The organism is Variovorax robiniae (assembly GCF_037889955.1).
Classification (GTDB): Bacteria; Pseudomonadota; Gammaproteobacteria; order Burkholderiales; family Burkholderiaceae_C; genus Variovorax; species Variovorax robiniae.
In genome coordinates this window covers 18,979-39,800 of record NZ_JBBKZS010000027.1, presented here as the reverse complement: position 1 = coordinate 39,800, position 20,822 = coordinate 18,979, and the positions used below count along the sequence as shown (strand labels likewise).

21 protein-coding genes are annotated in these 20,822 nt (G+C 66.8%); 9 read left to right on the top strand and 12 right to left on the bottom strand.

The window, feature by feature from the left end:
- Positions 1-10 precede the first annotated feature (10 nt).
- The 4 genes from WKW79_RS32645 to WKW79_RS32630 all read right to left on the bottom strand — a co-directional run bounded on the left by WKW79_RS32645 (position 11) and on the right by WKW79_RS32630 (position 4,266).
- Positions 11-964, bottom strand: coding sequence for a rhodanese-like domain-containing protein (locus tag WKW79_RS32645; protein WP_340339395.1), 954 nt, complete (start codon positions 962-964; stop codon positions 11-13).
- A gap of 28 nt (positions 965-992) precedes the next feature.
- Positions 993-1,814, bottom strand: a complete 822-nt coding sequence (locus WKW79_RS32640) for a DUF3047 domain-containing protein (RefSeq protein ID WP_340339394.1) — start codon at positions 1,812-1,814, stop codon at positions 993-995.
- Between the two features lie 245 nt (positions 1,815-2,059).
- The gene (locus tag WKW79_RS32635) at positions 2,060-3,418 is read right to left on the bottom strand and encodes a DUF5666 domain-containing protein (protein WP_340339393.1); all 1,359 of its coding nucleotides are present in this window, start codon (positions 3,416-3,418) and stop codon (positions 2,060-2,062) included.
- The gene (locus tag WKW79_RS32630; RefSeq protein ID WP_340339392.1) at positions 3,418-4,266 is read right to left on the bottom strand and encodes a DUF6502 family protein; all 849 of its coding nucleotides are present in this window, start codon (positions 4,264-4,266) and stop codon (positions 3,418-3,420) included. The genes WKW79_RS32635 and WKW79_RS32630 overlap by 1 nt, the downstream gene beginning before the upstream one ends.
- A 160-nt stretch (positions 4,267-4,426) precedes the next feature.
- Between WKW79_RS32630 and WKW79_RS32625 the strand changes: the two genes are divergently transcribed.
- Genes WKW79_RS32625 through WKW79_RS32600 form a run of 6 tightly spaced genes read left to right on the top strand, consistent with a single transcriptional unit; the run spans position 4,427 to position 10,937 of the window.
- A complete protein-coding gene (locus tag WKW79_RS32625) occupies positions 4,427-4,849 on the top strand; it encodes a type IV pilin protein (RefSeq protein ID WP_422824001.1) in 423 nt (140 codons plus the stop codon).
- Positions 4,840-5,337, top strand: coding sequence for a GspH/FimT family pseudopilin (locus tag WKW79_RS32620; protein ID WP_340339391.1), 498 nt, complete (start codon positions 4,840-4,842; stop codon positions 5,335-5,337). Before WKW79_RS32625 ends, WKW79_RS32620 begins: the two co-directional genes overlap by 10 nt.
- Positions 5,331-5,948, top strand: coding sequence for a type IV pilus modification protein PilV (gene pilV, locus WKW79_RS32615; protein ID WP_340339390.1), 618 nt, complete (start codon positions 5,331-5,333; stop codon positions 5,946-5,948). The genes WKW79_RS32620 and pilV overlap by 7 nt, the downstream gene beginning before the upstream one ends.
- Positions 5,945-7,015 carry a PilW family protein gene (locus WKW79_RS32610; RefSeq protein WP_340339389.1) on the top strand — a complete coding sequence of 357 codons (1,071 nt, stop codon included), beginning with the start codon at positions 5,945-5,947 and terminating at the stop codon, positions 7,013-7,015. The genes pilV and WKW79_RS32610 overlap by 4 nt, the downstream gene beginning before the upstream one ends.
- Positions 7,012-7,566, top strand: coding sequence for a pilus assembly PilX family protein (locus tag WKW79_RS32605; protein WP_340339388.1), 555 nt, complete (start codon positions 7,012-7,014; stop codon positions 7,564-7,566). The genes WKW79_RS32610 and WKW79_RS32605 overlap by 4 nt, the downstream gene beginning before the upstream one ends.
- Before the next feature lie 29 nt (positions 7,567-7,595).
- Positions 7,596-10,937 (top strand): pilus assembly protein, encoded by a 3,342-nt coding sequence (locus WKW79_RS32600; protein ID WP_340339387.1) that lies wholly within the window; start codon positions 7,596-7,598, stop codon positions 10,935-10,937.
- A 21-nt stretch (positions 10,938-10,958) separates the two neighbouring features.
- Here the strand turns inward: WKW79_RS32600 and WKW79_RS32595 are convergent, their stop codons facing one another.
- Positions 10,959-11,363, bottom strand: a complete 405-nt coding sequence (locus WKW79_RS32595; RefSeq protein WP_340339386.1) for a YchJ family protein — start codon at positions 11,361-11,363, stop codon at positions 10,959-10,961.
- A gap of 38 nt (positions 11,364-11,401) precedes the next feature.
- Between WKW79_RS32595 and WKW79_RS32590 the strand changes: the two genes are divergently transcribed.
- Together WKW79_RS32590 and WKW79_RS32585 are read left to right on the top strand one after the other, a co-directional pair.
- Positions 11,402-11,698, top strand: a complete 297-nt coding sequence (locus WKW79_RS32590) for a hypothetical protein (RefSeq protein WP_340339385.1) — start codon at positions 11,402-11,404, stop codon at positions 11,696-11,698.
- The gene (locus WKW79_RS32585; RefSeq protein WP_340339384.1) at positions 11,695-12,087 is read left to right on the top strand and encodes a VOC family protein; all 393 of its coding nucleotides are present in this window, start codon (positions 11,695-11,697) and stop codon (positions 12,085-12,087) included. Before WKW79_RS32590 ends, WKW79_RS32585 begins: the two co-directional genes overlap by 4 nt.
- A gap of 121 nt (positions 12,088-12,208) precedes the next feature.
- On the opposite strand, the gene WKW79_RS32580 is transcribed toward WKW79_RS32585, so the two are convergent.
- The 7 genes from WKW79_RS32580 to WKW79_RS32550 form a co-directional block, all read right to left on the bottom strand.
- Positions 12,209-13,339 (bottom strand): acyl-CoA dehydrogenase family protein, encoded by a 1,131-nt coding sequence (locus tag WKW79_RS32580; RefSeq protein ID WP_340339383.1) that lies wholly within the window; start codon positions 13,337-13,339, stop codon positions 12,209-12,211.
- Between the two features lie 21 nt (positions 13,340-13,360).
- Entirely contained in the window at positions 13,361-13,990 is a 630-nt protein-coding gene (locus WKW79_RS32575) for a pyridoxamine 5'-phosphate oxidase family protein (protein ID WP_340339382.1), read from the bottom strand.
- A 2-nt stretch (positions 13,991-13,992) separates the two neighbouring features.
- Complete coding sequence (locus WKW79_RS32570) at positions 13,993-15,249, bottom strand: glutamate carboxypeptidase (RefSeq protein ID WP_340339381.1); 1,257 nt, start codon at positions 15,247-15,249, stop codon at positions 13,993-13,995.
- Between the two features lie 54 nt (positions 15,250-15,303).
- Entirely contained in the window at positions 15,304-16,488 is a 1,185-nt protein-coding gene (locus tag WKW79_RS32565; protein ID WP_340339380.1) for an acetyl-CoA C-acyltransferase, read from the bottom strand.
- A gap of 160 nt (positions 16,489-16,648) precedes the next feature.
- A complete protein-coding gene (aceK, locus tag WKW79_RS32560; RefSeq protein ID WP_340339379.1) occupies positions 16,649-18,469 on the bottom strand; it encodes a bifunctional isocitrate dehydrogenase kinase/phosphatase in 1,821 nt (606 codons plus the stop codon).
- 6 nt (positions 18,470-18,475) lie between these two features.
- Positions 18,476-19,204 carry a carbonate dehydratase gene (can, locus tag WKW79_RS32555; RefSeq protein WP_340339378.1) on the bottom strand — a complete coding sequence of 243 codons (729 nt, stop codon included), beginning with the start codon at positions 19,202-19,204 and terminating at the stop codon, positions 18,476-18,478.
- A 43-nt stretch (positions 19,205-19,247) separates the two neighbouring features.
- A complete protein-coding gene (locus WKW79_RS32550; RefSeq protein ID WP_340339377.1) occupies positions 19,248-19,652 on the bottom strand; it encodes a MerR family transcriptional regulator in 405 nt (134 codons plus the stop codon).
- 104 nt (positions 19,653-19,756) lie between these two features.
- Here WKW79_RS32550 and WKW79_RS32545 point away from each other — a divergent pair, with 104 nt between their 5' ends.
- On the top strand, positions 19,757-20,821 hold the full coding sequence (locus WKW79_RS32545; protein WP_340339376.1) for an MBL fold metallo-hydrolase: 1,065 nt from the start codon (positions 19,757-19,759) through the stop codon (positions 20,819-20,821).
- Position 20,822 lies beyond the last annotated feature (1 nt).

Below are 20,822 nucleotides of genomic sequence, written 5' to 3'. Positions count from 1 at the left end.
CAGAGCCTCCTCAGGCCGGCACCGGCTCGTTCTTCGGCGAGGCGGCGATGGCCTCGGCCGCCACCCATGCATCCAGCCCACCTGCCAGCACGCGCACGCGCGGGAAACCGGCGGCCAGCAGCAGCCGTGCGCCGGCCAGCGCCGAGGCGTCGTCCGGGCAATCGCAGAACAGCACCAGCTCGCGCCCATCGGCCAGCGGGCCGAGGCGTTGCGGCAGGTGCTTGAGTTCGATGCCGACCGCGCCCGGAATGGTCCGCGTGTCCAGCGCGCGGGCAGCGGCGCCGCGCACATCGATGACCGCCGGCGCACCGGCGCCAAGCAGCGCCGCGCGCAGGGCATCGACCGCGATGTGCTCGATGTCGTCCGCGACCAGCGCGGCCCGGCGCAGGCGGTAGCGCCATGCCATGAACAGCACCAGCAGCGCCCCGCAAATCACAGCCGCCGCGACGCCGATCTGCGACAGCACCGCCAGCACATCCTTGATGGCCGAATGGAATACCGCACCGAGCGCCAGGAAGCCCAGCGTCCAGATCAGCGCCCCCACCGTCTCGTACGACAGGAAGCGCGTGTTCGACATGCCCAGCGCGCCCGCCATCGGCGGCGCCACCACCGACACGCCGGGCACGAACTTGGCGGCGATCAGCGACATGCCGCCCCAGCGGCCGAGGATCGCCTCGCTGCGCGCGACGCAGGTGTCCGCCGACAGCGAAATCCGGCACAGCAGCCGCATCACCCGGTAGCCCCAGCGCCGCCCGGCCAGGAACCAGGCGCCGTCGCCCAGGATGTTGCCGATCACCGCGGCCACCGTCACCGCCGCGAAGGAGACCCCGCCGCCCACCGACAACCCGCCCGCCACGATCAGGAAGGGCACCGCCGGCACCGGCGCACCCAGGCGCGCCGCGAGCGTGGCGAGGAACACCACGGCGGCGCCCTGGCTGGCGAGGAGTGCGACGAGATCGTTCATGGGCGGGCGTGGGTTGATTCGTGCGCGGCTATTCGGTCGTGCCCGGCGCCGCCGCCGGCTTGGCGCCGACGAGCTCGGGCGCAGCATTGGCGCGCAGGTCGATGTCGGAGAAGAAGGACAGGCCGTGACCCTGCGTGTTGTCCGAATCGGCCGCGACCGCGACCGCCACCACGTCCGGCACCACCGTGCCCGCCTCGCGGCCGAAGGCGCGCCGCCAGTCCTCCAGCACATTGCGCTTCTCCGCGACCCAACCGCCGGCCGCGGTGGTGGGTCCGGACTCCAGCACCAGCATCTGCATGCGGTTGGTGAAGGCATTCACGAACAGGCTGCCCTTGGGCTCCTTGGCATCCCAGACGTAGCAGAGGGTTTCGGTGGGCACATCCTCGCCGCTCACCGCGCGCGCCAGCTTCAACTGGGTGCGGTCCGAGATCGACAGCTTGTCCGACGGCAGGTTGAAGAACACGCAGAGCTTGGCCGCGCTGTCGTCGCCGGCCTTGGCATGGAGGTCCGTGCCCTGCACGAACTGCTCGACGCGCCAGCGCCAGGTCAGCGTGGGATCACGTTGCAGCGGCACCAGCGTGCGATGCACCAGCGTTCCGTAGGACTTGTCGGAGTCCACCTTGAGCACGCGCTGGCTGCCCTGTTGCACCACTTCGAATTTGGTCGGCACCTTGTTCGGCAGGCCGCTGAAATGCCAGGGCGCAGGCGGCTGCTCGCCGGTCGCGTTCGAGAACGCGCGGATCGATTCTTCCGCCTGCGCAAGGCCTGCCCAGCCGGCGAGGCACAGTGCCATGGCCAGGGCCAGGGCCGACGGCAATGGAAAACCCGAGGATCCTTCTTTGGAGAACATCGTGACGTGCCTTTCGAGGTTTGCTGCGAGGGTGGTCCGGCAAGCGCGCAGCGCGCGCCTGGATCATCCGGAACCATGGAGTGTGCCGCTCGCGCGCCTTCAGATAAATACGTTCGATGCAAACAATCTGTCTCCGCCCTGGAGACAATCCGCGGCGTGCTGCCGAATTGATAGCACCTCAGCCACGCCGGGCATGACGTGGCCGAACTTCCCGCTCGTTGCAGCGGCGAGCGCGGATGGGCGCGTCAGTCGAAGCGCAGTTGCGTGGCGATCAGCACGCCCTCGACCACCCGTGCCCCCGCCACCGTGACTTTCACGCCATTGCGCAAGTCCGCCGCCGCCCCGTTCTCGAACACGACATCGGCGCCGCTGGCGTCCACCGGCTGCCCGCGCACCCGGAAACGGGCGGGCGAGTCATAGTTCGCCACGGTGCCGATCAGCATGAACGCCGCCGGCCCGCCGGTCCCCGGCACATGGCGGATCTTGAGCGTCGTCGCGACCAGTCGCCCGCTGCTGTCGAAGGTCCCGCCCACGATCACCTTGACCCCATTGCCCAATGCACTGGTGCCGGGACCACCGGTGATCTTGGCCGCCGATGCGTCGACGGTGGTGTCGAGAACGCGGAACGCGCCCGGACCGGCGTAGTCGTCGATCACCCCTTCCAGCAACGCCGTGGTACCGGCGGGCGACGCATGGTCGTACCAGGACTGCACGAGGCTGGCAGTGAGAAACCCGTGAACGGGTGCCTGGCTTGCGCGTACCCGCACGATGGCGCCGTTGGCGAGCGTGGCCGCGTTCCCGCCCATGGCGACGGCGGCCGCCCGATAGTCGACCTGGAGCCCGCCAAGGCGGAACACCTGGGCGGCCCGGTCGAGTTGCTCCACCCTGCCGGTGACGATTGGTGCCGCGGGTTCGCCGACCTGCGCTATGCGGGTGGCGCGCAGCACGCCGGGTGATGCGGGCAGGCCCCAGACCTGCAAGACCGTTCCCGCGGCCATGCCTGGGAATGTCAGGCTGCCGGCCCAGACCGTGCTGCTGTCGGTACTGACCGTGGTGCCCATCACGAGAAGGGTTCCAGCCGATTCGTCCACCGACGTCACCGGTCCACGGAGTTCGGCAGCGGAACTGATTTCCTTCGCCACGCCCGTGGCAAAGCCCGCGTCGACGGCGCCGACCACGCGCGCCGTCATGCCGATCTCGAGCCCGGGCGCATCCTCGACGGAGATCGCGGCCCCCTCGACGTCATAGCGCAAGCCGTTGACGATGACACTGCCAAAGCCGTCCACGCTGCCGACGCCGACGGCGCTCGCGGAAGTAACCCCGGTGCCACCCGATCCCACGCCGGACCCGTCGCCGTTCGACGCCGTGCTGGTCGAGCCGTCGCCGGCGCCGCTCGCCGTCCCATCGCCCGCCCCCGGCGTGGCGCCGCCCGCGCCATCGCCGGATCCCCCCTTCGCGAAATCGCCGCCCCCGGCCACGACGCCATAAGACGATCCGCCGCCGCTACCGGCGACGCCGACGCCACCGCCGCCCCCGCCCCCGCAAGAAAGCAGCAGGGCCAGCGCCATCGCCAGCCATCCACCGCGTAGAAGTCTTTTCATCATCACTTTGTCTCGGGCGGGCTGGATCCGCTCGCCAGGTTGCGCACGGCGGCAGGCAGGCCCGGATCGTCTTCGAAATAGGTATAGATCCCCACCCGGACGCGGCCCTTGCTGCCGCCGGGGGCCTTCAACACGGCGCGGGACATCTCCCGTGTCAGCTCGTGATGAAGGGCCTGCCAGCGTGTCCGGGTGAACGCCTCGATGAGCTCGCCATCTTCCCGCGTCACCCCGCTCGCGAACACGGCGCGCTCGAGCATGCGTGGCTCGGCGCCGAGCGTGTTGTGGACGGCTGCCAGCAGGTGGTCGCGCACGTTGTCGCCCAGGAAGGCAAGCATCGTCTGCAGGTCCTCGGACGGCACGAAGCCCTCGGCGACGAGTTCGACGTGGCCTTCGTCCTCGCGCACCATGTTCAGGCGCAGGAAGTCCTCCAGGATCGACCTGTGATGCACGTTGCCGCGTCCTGCAAGACGGGCCAGGTCCTCGAACGAGAAGCCGCCGCCACCTGCAACGATGGGCAGCCGGCGGTGGCCGGCATCATGCGAAATCATTTGCAACCAGGTGGTGAAGGCCCGTGCGGTGGGCGAGGCGTCCGAGCGGGGAAGCGCACCGTCGAGGTCCCGGACCTTGGCCGTCACGGCCTTGCGATTGAGGCCGGTCGTGACGGACAACTGGCTGATGTTCGGCTTGCGGGTGCCCCGCTTCAGCCAGGCTCGCCTGGCCTCGTCCAGCATCAGGTCGCGCAAGAGTTCCTCGAGTTGCGGGTACTTGACCCCCATGGCGAGCGCCAGCCTGACGACGGGGCGCATCACGCGCGCACAAGCGGCAACTGTCCAGACGAGCGTTTTTTCCATGCAGGCGGGTCCGCGATCCGCCAAACGGCGCTTTTTGGGACGCAGGCGTGAAGTCTATCGCCTGATTACAAAATGACACAGATACAGAATGTGACAAAATCACATTTGTTTACAAAGCGCTTAGCACGCTGCCAGCGACAGTTTTGTAGGAAGTCATCCCTTGGTTCGAAGTCATTCCCGCCCGCCCCCGCACGGCTTCACGCTGATCGAACTGATGATCACGGTGGCCGTCATCGCCATCCTCGCGGCGGTTGCCTACCCGTCCTACACCCGCTACATCGTTCGCTCGAACAGGGCTGCCGCCCAGGGCTACATGCTGGAGGTCAGCGGGCTGCAGCAGCGTTACCTGCTGGATGCGCGCGCCTACGCCGCCCAGCTCAGCGACCTGGCGACGACCGTCCCTGCGACCGTCGCCGCCAACTACACCATCACCACGGCACCGGTAGCGGGCCCACCGCCTGGATTTACGGTCACGGCGGTGCCCATCAACGCGCAACTCGCCCGGGACGGCGAGTGCGGGACGCTCGGCCTCAACCAGGCGGGAACGAAGACGGTCACGGGGACGGGGTCCACATGCTGGTAGGAGCCCGCAAACCACGCCGGCCCAGTGCGACGGTGCGCGGCTTCACCCTGGTCGAACTCGTCTTCACAATCACGATGGTGGCCCTGCTCGCCACCATCGCCGCGCCCTCGTTTCGCCAATTCATCATGTCGCAACGCGTACGCAACGCCTCCTTCGACTTCATGACGGCGCTGACGCTGGCGCGCAGCGAAGCCATCACGCGCAATGCGAGCGTCGATCTGGTCCGCACCTCCGGCAGTTGGAGCGGCGGTTGGACAGTGGCCGCCGATGCCGGCGTGACGACGCTGCTCAACCAGCAGTCCATGGGCGGCGTGTCAATCACTGACTCCGCCAGCCTCGCGAAGATTTCCTATGCGAGCGACGGGCGTTCGACGACGGCCGCCACGCAATTCACCGTGGCGCCGGCGACCACGATGCCGGGCGTGACGCCACGCTGCATTTCGCTCGGGCTCGGCGGGGTGCCCAGCAGCAAGGCGGGGGCATGCTGACCATAGCCATGCCTCCCCTCCAGGCTCGCCGACAGATCCCCACGCGACTCTCCGGCTTCGCCATGATCGAAGTCATGGTCGCGCTCGTGGTCCTGCTGTTCGGCCTGCTGGGCCTGGCCGGCGTCAGCAGCCGCGCCAACCTGGCGGAAATGGAGTCCTACCAGCGTGTGCAGGCGTTGCTGCTGCTCCAGGACATGGCCGACCGGCTCAATGCCAACCGCAAGGTCGCGTCCTGCTACTCCAACAACGCCACGGGCGTGCAAGTGGGGACGGGCAGCACCAGCCTGCCGACCTGCGCTGTCGGAACCGCGTTGCAGCAAGCCCAGGCCGTGGCGGACCTCGCCGCCTGGGACGGCATGCTCAAGGGCCAGTCCGAGCAGGTGGCCGGCGCCAGGCGCGGCGCGATGATCGGCGCCGTCGGCTGCGTATTGCAATCCGATGCGGCCGCCAACGTCTACATGGTCGCGGTGGCGTGGCAAGGGCTGCAACCGACCTTCGCGCCCAAGCTGGCCGACGGCGCCACGGCCTTTCCATGTGGCGACGGCGCCTTCGGAGACGAGCGCCTGCATCGCGTCGTGACCACCAAGGTGCGGATCGGAGCGCTCTCGTGACCGACATCAGCGCACCGGCCTTCGCCGCGCGCCGCGCCCGGCGCCGGGCGATACGCGGCTTTACGCTCATCGAACTGCTGGTCGCGATCACGCTCGGGCTGTTCCTGCTCATCGGGCTCATCACGCTGGTCGTGTCCAACGTGACCAATCGCAGCGAACTCGACAAGTCGGCCCGCCAGATCGAGAGCGGACGCCATGCCATCCACGTGCTGGCCGGGGACCTGCAGAACGCCGGCTACTTCGGCATTGCCGCCACGACCGAGTACACCGGCGTCCTTCCCGCCATTTGCCCGGCGGCGGTGGCCGACATGGGGTACGTGCCCAAGACCAGCCCCGGCATCTCGACGGTGCCGTTGCCGGTGTATGCGGCGACGGCCGTTCCGGGCTGCATCGACCACGTCGTTCCGAACACGGCAATCCTGGTGGTCTCGCGCATCCACACCAAGCCGATCCTGGCCAGCGCCAAGGTTGCGACGGAGACCTACATGCAGTTGTCCAACTGCGCCACCGACATCCTGCCCTTCGGCGTGGCGGCGGGCTCCGCGTCCTTCCCGCTCCTGAACAAGGACTGCAGCGCGGTCTCGCCGCTGCGCAAGGTGGTGCACAGGATCTACTTCCTGAGCAGCTGCAACGAGTGCGGCAGCGACACCACGCCCACGCTCAAGGTGGCGGAACTCGTCAATGGCGCGATCGCGATCACGCCGCTGTCGGAGGGCATCGAGAACCTGCAATACGACTACGGCATCGACATGGACGGCGACGGCGCCCCTGATTGCTACACCAGCAATCCGAGCGCGCCGCCCGCCACCGAGACCGCCGCCTGCCCGGCGACCACGCCACCGCACGTCTGGACCGATGCCACCGCCAATTGGACCAGCGTCATGGCCGTGCGGATCCACCTGCTGGCACGCAACGTCGACAAGAGCGCCGGCTGGTCGGACGGCAGCAAGTACGACATGGGCCTGGCAAGCGGCCAGGTCGGTCCATTCGCAGACGCATTCAAGCGTCACGTCTACAGCACCACGGTGCGCCTCTACAACGGCTCCGGACAGCGCGAGCAGCCATGAAGAACCCGAACCTGCCCCGGCCCAGCCGCAAGTCCCAACGCGGCGCCACGTTGATGATCGCCATGATCTTCCTCGTCATCCTCACGCTGGTGGTCGTCTCGTCGATCAAGGCGACCAACGTCAACACCCGGATCGTCGGCAACATGCAGATCCAGAAGGAGGCGCAGGCGGCGGCGCAGGAAGGCATCGAGACCGTCATCAGCACCGACTTCACCAAGCTGCCCACTGCCACGTCCGTGAGCGTGGACATCAACGACGGCGGGCAAGCCGCATCCACCTATGTGGTGAGCGTGGCCGCGCCGGAATGCACCAGCGTCAAGCCGATCAAGCTGAGCGAGCTCGACGCCTCCAATGCCGACGACGTGCCCTGCTATGCCAGCGGCGCGGCGCAGAACACGGGTATCGAGGGCGCGGGTCCGAACGGCAATTCGATGTGCTCCAACTCCAACTGGGACGTCAACGCCACCGCGACCGCACCCGGCGTTGCCACGACCACCACCACCACGCACCAGGGCATCGCGCTGCGCGTGGCGCTCGATGCCGCCTGCTGATGGCCGCAGCGAACCGAGAGACACGACGAATGACGCGCAAGACTGCAATCTGGACCACGTTCGCGGCACTGGCGCTGGCGAGCGCCAATGTCCGGGCCGAGGACATCGACATCTACCAGGCCAGCGGGGGCGGCTCGGCGCCGAACCTGGTGATCATCCTGGACAACGCGGCCGCGGCCAGCGCCAGTTCCAGCTTCACCTGCCCCACGTTGACGGTGAACGACCCCGGCAAGAACTTCGGGTTCGAGCAATGCGGGCTGTACAACGCCGTGTCGTCGATCGGCAGCAGCAAGGCGCTCAACGGGAACATCAACCTGGGCCTGATGTACTTTCCGCCCGGGCCGACGGACGGCGGCACCTTCGTGCTGCCCAAGGCTTCGCCGGCGCCCGGCTCCCTGCTGCTCATGGACGGCACCGGCAGCGACGGCAAGGGTGTCGACAAGATGCTGACGCGCATCAAGGCACTGAGCCTTGCCGCCGACAAGGGCAACAACAACGCCATCGCCCAGGCGATGCAGGAAACCTGGGCGTTCTACAACGGCAAGACCGGCCTGTCCGGCACCACCTACCCCGGCACGAACTCGGCGCAGATGTGCGCGAAGAACTTCGTCCTCTACATCACGCTGGCCACCAATAACCAGAAACCCCAGGACAGCGGGAACCGTGCGGGCGGAGCGCTACAGACCGCCGCGGCGCTGTCGGGCTCGCCGACGCAGGTGCCCCTGCCCGGCTGGAAGTCGCCGATCTCGCCGAACAAGGCGGCCTCGGGCAAGTACAGCAGCGACTACGCCGACGAGTGGGCCAAGTTCATGTACACGGGCGCTTCGCCCAACCTGGCCACCACCTACCCAGGCATCACGACCTACACCATCGTGCTCACGGACGGCAGCAACCCCGACTACGAGCAGCACATGGTCAGCATGGCCAACCAGGGCGGCGGCAAGTACTTCATGGTGCAGCTCGGCGACCTCGACGCCCTGGCCCGTGCGATCGGCGACGTGTTCAGCGAAGTGCAGGCCGTCAACAGCGTGTTCGCGGCCCCCGTGCTTCCCGTCAGCACCAACGCGCAAGGCACCTACCTCAACCAGGTGTACATCGGCATGTTCCGGCCCGACGCCAGCGGCAATCCGCGCTGGACCGGCAACCTGAAGCAATACCAGTTCGGCGTGGACACGAGCGACCCGCAATCGCCAGAGCTCTTTCTTGCCGACGCATCGTGGGGGCCCTACGCAGGACACACGAATGCCAACCGCGCGCTGAGCGCCGCGGGCACCGGTTTCGTCGCACCCACCGCCGTGAGCTTCTGGACCGCGAAGAACACCGCGACGCTGCCCGACTCCAAGGGCGGCTTCTGGTCGGCGGCCGTGGCCGCGCAGGGCGGCAGGGACGGCTTCGACGGGCCCGACGGACAAGTCGTCGAGAAGGGGGGCGTGGGTCAGCAGATTCGCCTGAAATACCTCGCCGACAGCTATACCGGCACGAGTGCCACCACCTCGCGCAATCTCTTCACCTGCGGCACAACCACACCCTGCACGACGGGCGCGACCCTGAGCAGCGTGAAGTTCGGCACGGCCAACACCTCGCTGGCCACGGACCTCGGCTACACCACGGCGCAGGCGACCGCCAGCGCCAATTTCATCAACTGGGTACGCGGAGAGGACACCGCCGCACAGAAGGCCGACGGCGCTGCCGGCGCGGAGTCGAGCGCGCCGCCGGACGCAAGCATCACGGTACGCGGGTCGATACACGGCGACGTGCTCCACTCGCGCCCCGTCGTCATCAACTACGGCGGCACGACGGGCGTGGTGGCCTTCTACGGTTCGAACGACGGCGTGTTTCGCGCCATCAACGGCAACCAGCCCAACAACACCACCGACGCCACCAAGCCGCGCGGCTCGTGCACCGTTTCCAGCACCTGCGCGATCGCCGTGACGGATGCGAAGGGAAACCCCGCCAGCGTGCCGCCGGGCGGCGAGTTGTGGGGCTTCGTGGCGCCCGAGTTCTATGCGGGCCTCAAGAAACTGTATGCGAACAGCACGCAACTCACGCTGGGCGAGAAGACCAGCGGCAAGAGCTACTTCTTCGACGGCCCCACCAGCGTCTACCAGAACGCGGCGACCAACAAGGCCTACATCTTCCTGACGGCGCGGCGCGGTGGCCGGCTGCTCTATGCGCTGGACGTGAGCGACCCCGCCAATCCGAGGTTCATGTGGAAGCACACCAGCACGGACCTCGGCTTCGGCGAACTGGGCCAGACCTGGTCCCAGCCCAAGGTGGCGCGCATCAAGGGCCACACGAACCCGGTGCTGATCTTCGGCGCCGGCTACGACCTGGCCGAAGACGACGAACCACCCTCCGCGGCGACCATGGGCCGGGGCGTGTTCGTACTGGATGCCGTCACCGGCGCACTGCTGTGGCAGACCGTGTCGGCCAATGGCACCTGCGCCGTCGTCACCGGCGCGACCTGCCTGAAGACCGCGGGCATGGACTTCCCGATCCCGGCCGACGTGACCCTGGTCGATCGCGATTTCGACGGCTACATCGACCGTGCCTACGCCGCCGACGTGGGCGGCAACATCTGGCGCATCGACTTCCAGCCCAAGGGCGGCGACCCCGTGCCCGACTATTCGAAGCCGACCTGGGCCGTCACGCAACTGGCCGCGCTGGGCGGCAGCGGCGCGACCCGGCGCAAGATGTTCTTCGGCCCCGACATCGTCATCACCAAGGCTTACGACGTGATCGTCGCCAGCACGGGCGATCGCGAGCACCCCTTGGTCACGCACCAGGCCAATGACATCGTGAACCGGTTCTACATGCTCAAGGACACCAACGTCGGCATGAGCGTCGCGGCGGGGACCGCCGTCGTGCGCGACGATTCGAGCAGCACCGCCAACGCGGCGTCGCCCGACTTCTTCGACGCGACGGCGACGGACTATGACGGCAGCCGGAAAGGCTTCTACGTCACCCTGCTCGGACTCGACGCCAACGGCGTTTCCAGCAAGGGAGAGAAGGCGGTGAACGCGCCTACCACCGTCGGCGGCACCGTCTATTTCGGGACCAACCAGCCGACCGCGCCGTCCGCCAACAGTTGCCAGGCCAATCTGGGCAAGGCACGCAGCTACGCGGTGAACTTCATGAGCGGCACGTCGAAGAAGGTGGTCTTCGACGGTGGCGGCCTGCTGCCGTCGCCGGTCTACGGCATCGTCACGGTCGACGTCGATGGCAAGCCCCGGAAGCTGCCCTTCCTCATCGGCGGCGGCGGCGGCTCCGGCGCCGATTCGCGCTCCGGCCTTGGAGCGCAGAAGCCAGTCATCCCGATCAAGGTGAAGAAGCGCCGGACCTACTGGTACCGCGACATCGACCGGTCGTAGCGCAATGCTGTCGAGGGCGCATCAGCCATGGTCGCCATCGACGTAGAACCAGCGGCCGTCTTCGCGCACGAAGCGGCTGCGCTCCACCAGCCGGCTCGCACGGCCCGTGGCGTCGCGCTGCCGCGCCACGAATTCGACCTCCGCATGCGTCTCATCGACCAGGCGCCGCGCCCGCACCTCCAGCCCGAGCCAGCGCACGCCCGCGTCGAAGCTCACCCGCGACGGGCGCTTGCTTTCATGCCACGTCGCCAGCAGGTAGTCGGCCCGCTGGCGCACGAAGGCCGTGTAGCGCGAGCGCATCAAGGATTCGGCATCCGGCGCGGGCGTGGCGCCGAAGTCGTCGAGGTAGCGGCCGCAGCACTGAGCGTAGGTCAATGGCCGCGCGCGTGCGTCGGTGCGGCCGCAAGGGCATGGGAGGTCGGCCATGGGGATCGATCGTGTCAGGAAAAGGAATTGATTCTGGCGTGATCGCCACCTTCTTTGGCATGGCTCCCCTAGATGCCTATCATGTCCGTTGCAGGGGAGTCATCATGGATCGGAACATCGTGCGATCGGCCGGGAAGGCAGGTCCTACCGGCAACCCGTTGGTCGACAGCCTCGCGCAGTTGCGCGCCGCGCTGGTCGCGGCAGGCTTGGACGGCATTGAGATCGCGCCTCGACCGACGGAGGGCCGGCCGACCCGTTTCGAACGGATGCTGGACGAGGACTACGGACCGGCGCCCACGCCACTGACCGCCCCCGAAAGGAAGGCCACTCTATGAAGTTCGGCTACACCATCGTCTACGTGCCCGATGTCGCGGCCTCGCTGCACTTCTTCGAGCGCGCCTTCGGCTTGTCCCGCCGCTTACTGCATGAATCAGGCACCTACGGCGAACTCGAGACCGGCGCGACGGCACTGGCATTTGCCGCGCACGAATTGGGCGACACCAACTTCACCGGCGGCCACGTGGAAGCGCACCGTTCCGCGCAGCCGCTGGGGTTCGAGGTCGCCTTGGTCACGTCCGACGTTCCTGCTGCCCATGCCAAGGCGCTCGCTGCGGGCGCCCAGGAGATGGCGGCGCCCACGCAAAAGCCCTGGGGACAAGTGGTTTCTTACGTCCGCTGTCCGGATGGGGTGCTGGTCGAACTCTGCACGCCAGTCACTGGCTGACGGCGTACGGCCGCTGCATACGGCTTTGCATTCAATTGCAGAACAAGGCGGAGCGCCGCAGACAGTGCTGTAGCACGGCAAGGCGATCCAACGCAGTTGTGCGATTGAAGGCGAAGTCGTATCAAGCCATCGCGCGCTGGATCAGCAGCTTCTGGATATCCGACGTGCCCTCATAGATCTGGCACACGCGCACGTCGCGGTAGATCCGCTCCAGCGGGAAGTCATTGACGTAGCCATAGCCGCCGAGCGTCTGGATCGCGGCGCTGCACACCTTCTCGGCCATCTCGCTGGCGAACAGCTTGGCCATGGCGGCCTCCTTCAGGCAAGGGCGGCCGGCATCGCGCAGGCTGGCCGCGTGCCAGATCAGTTGCCGGGCCGCTTCGAGCTGCGTCGCGCATTCGGCCAAGCGAAAGCCCACGGCCTGCTGGTCGAAGATGGCGCCGCCAAAGGCCTGCCGCTCCTTGGCATAGGCCACTGCCACTTCGAAGGCGCTGCGGGCCATGCCCACGCTTTGCGCAGCAATGCCGATGCGCCCGCCTTCCAGCGCGCCCAGCGCTATCTTGTAGCCCTCGCCTTCCTGGCCGACCAGGTTCTCCGCCGGGATGCGGCAGCCGTCGAAGTTGATCTGCGCCGTGTCGCTGCTGTGCTGGCCGAGCTTGTCCTCCAGCCGCGCGACGTTGTAGCCGGGCGCATCGGTCGGCACGATGAAGGCGCTCATGCCCTTCTTGCCGGCGGCCTTGTCGGTCATGGCGATGACGATGGCCACCTGGCCGTTCTTGCCGCTCGTGATGAACTGCTTGACCCCATCGATCACGTAGCCGTCGCCGTCGCGCTTGGCCGTGGTGCGCAGCGACGAGGCATCGCTGCCGGCTTGCGGCTCGGTCAGGCAGAAGGCGCCGAGCATCTGGCCCTGCGCCAGGGGATGCAGCCATTTCTTCTTCTGCTGCGCATTGCCGTACCGCATGAGGATGGCATTGACCGGGCAGTTGGTGACGCTGATCGCCGTGCTGGTGCCGCCGTCACCGGCCGCGATCTCCTCCAGCACGAGCGCCAGCGTGAGGTAGTCGAGGCCGGCGCCGCCATCTTCCTCGGGCACGCAGATGCCGTAGGCGCCGAGCGCTGCCAGGCCTTTGTGGACTTCCTTCGGGAAGCTGTGGTCGCGGTCCCAGGTGGGCGCGTGCGGCCAGAGTTCGGCTTGTGCGAAGTCGCGCACAGCGTCGCGGATGGCTTCCTGGTCGGGGGTCAGCAGCATGGGATCTTGCCTCGTTGTGTTTCAGGTCGCCGGCGTGCGCTCGGCGGCGAGTTGCGCGCGATAGCGCGCGAGCGTCTCGGCTTCGGATTCGGACACGGCGTCCGTGCGCATCTGGTCGCGGATCATCTGGCCCATCGTCGGCAAGGCATCTCGCGCGGGCCAGGTGCCCGGTTGCCAGAGCTCCGAGCGCATGAAGGCCTTGGCGCAATGAAGGTACGCCTCCTGCACGTGCACCTCGATCACCAGCTTCGGCCTCTGGCGCTCCCGCGCGAACAAATCAGTGAAGGCGGGCTCGTCGCGCAGCCGCGCGGTGCCGTTGATGCGCAACGTCTCGTCGACACCCGGCACCATGAAGATCAATGCGATGCGCGGGTCGGCAAGCAGGTTCTCCAGCGTGTCGAGGCGGTTGTTGCCGCCGCTGTCGGGCAGCAGCAGCGTGTGGTCATCGGTCACCTTGACGAAGCCCGCGGCACCACCGCGCGGCGATGCATCGAGCAGGCCTCCGGACGTGCCGGCGCTCGCCACCACGCAGAACGGCGACAGCGCGATGAAGCGCCTGCAATGCACGTCGAGTTGCGCCAGTTGCTTGCCGACGGCGCGCTCGCCCGGCGCCGCGTACATCGCGCGCAGTTCAGTGAGCGAGCCGATCATGCCTACTTGCCCTGCCCGAGGTCCATGATCATGCGCGCGGCCATGTAGAGCCGGCGCGGAATCGAATCGATGACCACGTACTCGGCCTTGTCGGTGTGATAGCCGAAGCCCGGCAGCCCCATGCTCTCGATCACCGGCTTGCCGGACAGCGACGCATAGGACGCATCGGTGCCGCCGCCGCCGATCTTCTCGTCCACCTCGATCGTGCCGCCCGCTTCCCTGTAGAAGCCCATGGCCTTGTCGATCAGCTTGCGGCCACCTTCGCCGCCATAGAAGGCGGGGCGACCGCGCGTGATGACGATCGACACCTCGGCGCCCGGCACCTTCTTCTTCTGCGCGCGCTCTTCCAGCGTCTTCATCGCGGCGTCGAATTCATCGTTGCGCGTGTAGCGCACGTCGGCGTTCACCGTCGCGCTGTCGGGAATGATGTTGGTGGCCGGGCCGCCGCCCTTGATGACAGTCCAGTTGAAGCGCAGGCCCTTCGACTTGTCGTCGAGGTCCATGGTGCGCAGCACCAGGTCGGAGGCCTCGACCACCGCGTTCACGCCCAACTCCGGCGCGGCGCCGGCATGCGAGGCCTTGCCCTTGATGTTGGCTTGCACATAGGCGATGCCCGAAGTGCCGACCGGGAACACCTCGGCATCGGCCGGGCTGGGCTCGAAGGACAGCACGTAGTCAACCTGCTTCGCTTCTTCCTGGATCAGGTCGCGCGAGCCGAAGGAGCCCTTTTCCTCGTCGGTGTTGAACAGCACGGTGATGCTGCCATAGTCGCGCACGCCGTAGGTCTTCAGCAGCTTGAGCGTGTGCAGGATCACGGCGTTGCCGCCCTTGTCGTCCGCGATGCCGGGCCCGTAGGCCTTGTTGCCCTCGATACGGAATGGCGCCTTGGCCAGCGTGCCCTTCGGGTACACGGTGTCCATGTGGGACATCAGCAGCAGGTTCTTGCCGCCCTTGCCCTTGATCTTGCCGACGATGTTGTCGCCCACCACGAGGCCGGCCGCCTTGCTGCGCGTCACGGTGAAGCCCAGCGCCTTGAGTTCTTCCTCGAGGAACTTGCCGGCGGTGGCAAGGCCCTCGGCGTCACCCGTGCCGGTCTCGATGTTGACCAGCTTCTCCAGCGTCTTGAGCACGGCCGGCTGCTCGGCCGTGGCGGCATCGAACAGCGCGTTGTCGCGCTTGGGCTGGGCGAAGGTGGACGGGGCCAGCAAGGCCGAGGCCAGGATCAGCGCCAGGGCGGTGCGGGAAAGGTTCGGACGCACGGAATCTCCTCTCTGAGTCGAATGTTGTTTTGAATGAGCTGACCGCAGGCTGGCTCAGAGCACCTCGAGCGCCACGGCCGTGCCTTCGCCGCCGCCGATGCACAGCGTCGCCACGCCACGCTTCAGGCCACGCGCCTTCAGCGCATGGATCAGCGTGACCATGATGCGCGCACCGCTGGCGCCGATCGGATGGCCCAGCGCGCAGGCACCGCCGTGCACGTTGACGATGTCGTGCGAGACGCTGAGCTCATGCATCAGCGCCATCGGCACCACGGCAAAGGCCTCGTTGACCTCCCAGAGGTCCACGTCCTTCACGCTCCAGCCGGTCTTCTTGAACAGCTTGCCGACGGCGCCCACCGGCGCGGTGGAAAACCACTCAGGCTGCTGCGCATGCGTGGCATGGCCGACCAGGCGGGCCAGCGGCTTCGCGCCGATCTTCTTCGCATGCGATTCGGTCATCATCACCAGCGCGGCGGCGCCATCGTTGATGGACGAGCTGGACGCGGCGGTGATGGTGCCGCCATCCTTCTTGAAGGCGGGCTTGAGCGTCTTGATCTTGTCGAGCTTGACCTTGCCCGGGCCTTCGTCGATGGCGATGACGGTGTCGCCGCCGCGCCCCTTGACGGTGACGGGTGCGATCTCGTCCTTGAACAGCCCGGTGTCGGTCGCCTTCTTCGCGCGCTCGACGCTGGCGATGGCGAAGGCATCCTGCTGCTCGCGCGTGAAGCTGTACTTAGCGGCGCAGTCCTCGCCGAAGGTGCCCATCGAACGGCCCGGCTGGTAGGCGTCTTCCAGGCCGTCGAGCATCATGTGGTCGAAGATGCGGTCATGGCCCATGCGGTAGCCACCGCGGCCCTTGAGCATGAGGTAGGGCGCGTTGGTCATGCTCTCCATGCCGCCCGCCACCATCACGTCGTGCGTGCCGGCCAGCAGCATGTCGTGCGCCATCATCGCGGCCTTCATGGCCGACCCGCACATCTTGCTGAGCGTGACCGCGCCCGCGCTGTCGGGCAGCCCGCCCTTGTAGGCCGCCTGCCGCGCCGGCGCCTGACCCTGGCCCGCCATCAGGCAATTGCCGAACAGCACCTCGCCGACCGAGTCCGGCGCGACGCCCGCGCGCTCGATGGCCGCCTTGATCGCCGCGCCGCCGAGGTCGTGCGCTGCAAGGGAAGAAAAGTCGCCCTGGAAGCCGCCCATGGGCGTGCGCGCGGCGCCGACGATGACGATGGATTCAGACATTCAAATACTCCTTCAATTCAACAACAGGCAAGACTGCCTTCATTCGTGAAACACCGCGGAACCGGCTTTGCCGGGCCGCTGGTGTTGCCCCCGGTGAGGGGGTGGGCGGCTCACGCAGTGAGCCAACCTGGGGGAGAGCCAAATCCTTCTGGGGGAGAGCCTAGAAATACGGCGCGTGCCCATCGTGCTCGAATCGCTGCGCCTCGTCATAGGGGAAAACATCCAGCATCTGGCCAGCCTGGATGCGCTCCTTGTGGCTTTGCCAGAAGGCCGCGTCCAGCAGGTCGGCATGTTTCGCCATGAAGGCCTTGCGCACCGAGTCGTTGCCCAGCAGGAAGGGCCCGAAGGTCTCGGGGAACACGTCCTTCGGGCCGACGGAATACCAGATCTCGCCGCTCATCTCGTCTTCCTCGTTGCGCGGTGCGGGCACCCTGCGGAAGTTGCAGTCGGTGATGTATTCGATCTCGTCGTAGTCGTAGAACACCACCTTGCCGTTGAGCGTGACGCCGAAGTTTTTCCAGAGCATGTCACCCGGGAAGATGTTGGCCGCGACCATGTCCTTGATCGCGTTGCCGTATTCGGCCACCGCATGCTCCAGCTGGTCCCGCGCGCGCTTGGCCACGGCCGGGCTTTCGGGCGCGGCGAGCAGGTCAAACGTCTCCTGCAGGTAGAGGTTGAGCGGGATCATGCGGCGCTCGATGTAGACGTGCTTGAGCACCAGCTCCATCTCGCCGTTGCCGTCACGGTCACCGATCTCCACCTGGCTGGGCGCGAACTTCTCCAGCTCGGCGACCAGGTCGGGCTCGAAGCGGTCCAGCGGAAAGCCCACGTCGCTGTACTCCAGCGTGTCGGCCATGCGGCCCACGCGGTCGTGGTGCTTCACCAGCATGTACTTGCCCTTGATCTGCTCGCGCGTGGTTTCCTTCTGCGGCGGGTAGTAGTCCTTGATGACCTTGAACACGTACGGGAAGGACGGCAGGTCGAACACCAGCATCACCATGCCCTTGATGCCGGGAGCGATGCGGAACTTGTCGCTGGAGTAGTTCAGGTGCGACAGGAAGTCGCGATAGAACAGCGTCTTGCCCTGCTTCGCCAGCCCCAGCGCGTTGTAGATCTCGGCGCGCGGCTTGCGCGGCATCAGCGATCGCAGGAACTGAACGAAGGCTGAAGGCACCTCCATGTCCACCATGAAATAGGCCCGCGCAAAGCTGAACAGCATCTGCAGGTCGTCCTCGCCGAACAACGCCGCATCGACATAGAAGTGACCCTTGCGGTCGTGCAGGATCGGCAGCGCGAAGGGCAGCTCGACGAAGCCGTTGATGATCTTGCCGACGAGGTACGCGCCCTTGTTGCGATAGAACAGGCCCGACAGCACCTGCAGCTGGAAGTTGGCCCGCAACTTGACCTGGTGGAAGCGCCCGAGGATGGCGGCCGCCACGCGCTCCGCATCGCGCCGCTTGTTGGCGAAGGTGCCGAGCAGCGCGTAGTCCTCGATGACCCGCTCGACGGTATCGGCCAGCCCCTCGTGCGTCGGGTAGTAGGCGCGGAAGTGCGGGGCGCCGCGCGGCTCGATGTATTCCGTGCTGATCGCCGGGCGCACGAAGATGAAGTCGTTCTGGAAATACGCGCGGTGCAGGATCTTGGTCGTGACCGAATTGAAGAAACTCTCGGCCAGCTCCGGCTGGTGATGGTTCACCAACAGGCCGATGAAGTGCAGCTTGATCTGGTGCCACACATCCATCGGCTGGTCGCCGGCCTTGAATTCCTTCTCCAGCCGCGCCACGGCCTCGTTCACCCGCAAGTCATAGAACTCGATGCGCTCGCGTTGCGCGCGCTGCTGGCCATGCCAGTCGGCCGTCTCGAACCGGTGCTTGGCCCGTGACGACTCCGCGCGAAACAGCCGGTAATGGCGGTTGAAGCCGTCGATCAACGCCTTGGCGATGTCGTACGCGAGCGGGGAATCCAGACGTTGCGGGAACATTTCTTCTTATGCCTCCTTGGTGACCTCCGCATTTTGCTGTGTGCCATGGCCGTTCCCATTGCCGTTGCCGTTTCCATTGCCGGTCCACTTGTAGCGGATGCGTTGCACGCACGCCTTGTAGGTGGTCTCCAGCGGCTTGGTGTTGTCGGCCGTGATGCCCAGGTCCTGCAACAGGCCGTCGTGCACGCCAAAGGCCCAACCGTGGATGCTCACGTTCTGGCCGCGGCTCCAGGCATCGACCATGACGGTGCTGACCGCCACGTTGACCACCTGCTCGGCCACGTTGAGTTCGCACAGCGCATTGGCGCGCGACTCGGCCGGCACGGACTCGAGGAGCACGCGATGGCGGTCGCGCACGTCCTGGATGTGGCGCAGCCAGTTGTCGGCAATGCCGATGCGCGCGCCTTCCAGCGCAGCCTGCACGCCGGAGCAGCCGTAGTGGCCGACCACCATGATGTGCTGCACCTTCAGGCGCTCGACCGCGAACTGGATGGCCGACAGCGCATTCAGGTCGGAGTGCACCACGATGTTGGCGACGTTGCGGTGCACGAACACCTCGCCGGGCTCCAGCCCGGTGATCTGGTTGGCCGGCACGCGGCTGTCGGAGCAGCCGATCCACATGTACTTGGGCGTCTGCTGCTTCACCAGGCTGGTGAAGAAGCCGGGACGGTCACGCTCGACCTGGGCAGCCCAGTGGCGGTTGTGTGCGAAGAGGTCGGGGAGGCTGTCTGACATGGGGATATTTTCCGATGAGCGTTAATGAACGGGGTCGATCTTTTCAACCGGCCTTGGCCTTCAGCGCTTTCGCCAGCGTGGCGCGCGTCTTCTTCTCCTGCTCCCGTACTTCGTCGAGGTTGGCCTGCAACTCGGCCTGGCGACTCTCCAACTGTGCCCGGTGCGCGCCGAGCACGCCCAGGAATCGCTGCAATTGAAGCACCGTGTCGCGCGGGCTGTCGTACATGTCGAGGATTTCCTTCGCCTCGGTCAAACTCAGGCCGAGGCGCTTGGCGCGCAGCGTCAGCAAGAGGCGCGCCCGATCGCGCGGCGTGTAGACGCGCTGCCGGCCGCCCGGGCCGCTGCGCGTGGGCGCCAGAAGGCCCACGTCCTCGTAGAAGCGGATCGCGCGCGTGGTCAGGTCGAATTCCCTGGCCAGGTCGCTGATGGTGAAGGTCTGCGGAGCCAATTCAGATGCCGGTTGGGGGGCGTTGCAATCGTGACAGCGCAATCAGGCCGCTGTCTCTACAATGGGCGATTCACCCATGACGTTTACGTAAACGTCAATCGTACATGAACTTGCTCGAACGCGAACTCCATTACCCCCTGGGCGACCTGCTGCCGGCCCCGGGCACCAGCCATGAGGTGCTCCCCGGCGTGCGCTGGATCCGCATGGCGCTGCCCTTCGCGCTCGACCACATCAACCTCTGGCTGCTGCGCGACAACATCGATGGCGTGGAGGGCTGGACCGTCATTGACTGCTGCATCGCGCACGACAAGTCGCGCCAGCAATGGGAACAGATCTTCGCGACTCAGTTGGAAGGCATGCCGATCCTGCGCGTGATTGTCACGCACATGCACCCCGACCACATCGGCCTGGCCAGCTGGCTCTGCGCGCGCTGGAACGCGCCGCTGTGGATCAGCTCCACCGACTACCACGTGGCGCGCATGCTCACCAGCCCCGGCGCCAGCGACAGCCTGGCCGGCGGCGATGTCGCGGCCGACTTCTTCGCCTCGCACGGCATGACGAACCCCGAGGCCATCGCGAAGATCCGAGGGCGCGGCAACTACTACGCCAACATGGTGCCGAAGGTGCCCGCCAGCTTCGTGCGCATGCTCGATGGCGACACGGTGCGCATCGGTGGCCGCGACTGGCAATGCATCAGCGGCTACGGCCACGCGCCCGAGCACATCGCGCTGTATTGCGACGAGCTGCATGCGCTTATCGCCGGCGACATGATGCTGCCGCGCATCTCGACCAACGTGAGCGTGCATGCGGACGAGCCGGATGCCAACCCGCTGCGCCTGTTCCTCGACAGCATCGAACGCTTTCTCGATCTGCCCGAAGACACGCTCGGCCTGCCCTCGCACGGCAAGCCTTTCACCGGCGTGCACCGCCGCGTCGGCCAATTGCAGGAGCATCACCGCGACCGCCTCGCCGAAATGCTCACGGCCTGCACCGAGCGCCCGCACACCGCGGCCGAGGCCATGCCGATCATGTTCAAGCGCGAGCTCGACTTCCACCAGGTGACCTTTGCGATGGGCGAGACGGTGGCGCACCTGCACCTGCTGCGCTTCTCGGGGCAGCTCAAGCGCACGGTCGACGCGCAGGGTGTCTACCGCTTCGGCGCCCCCTGAG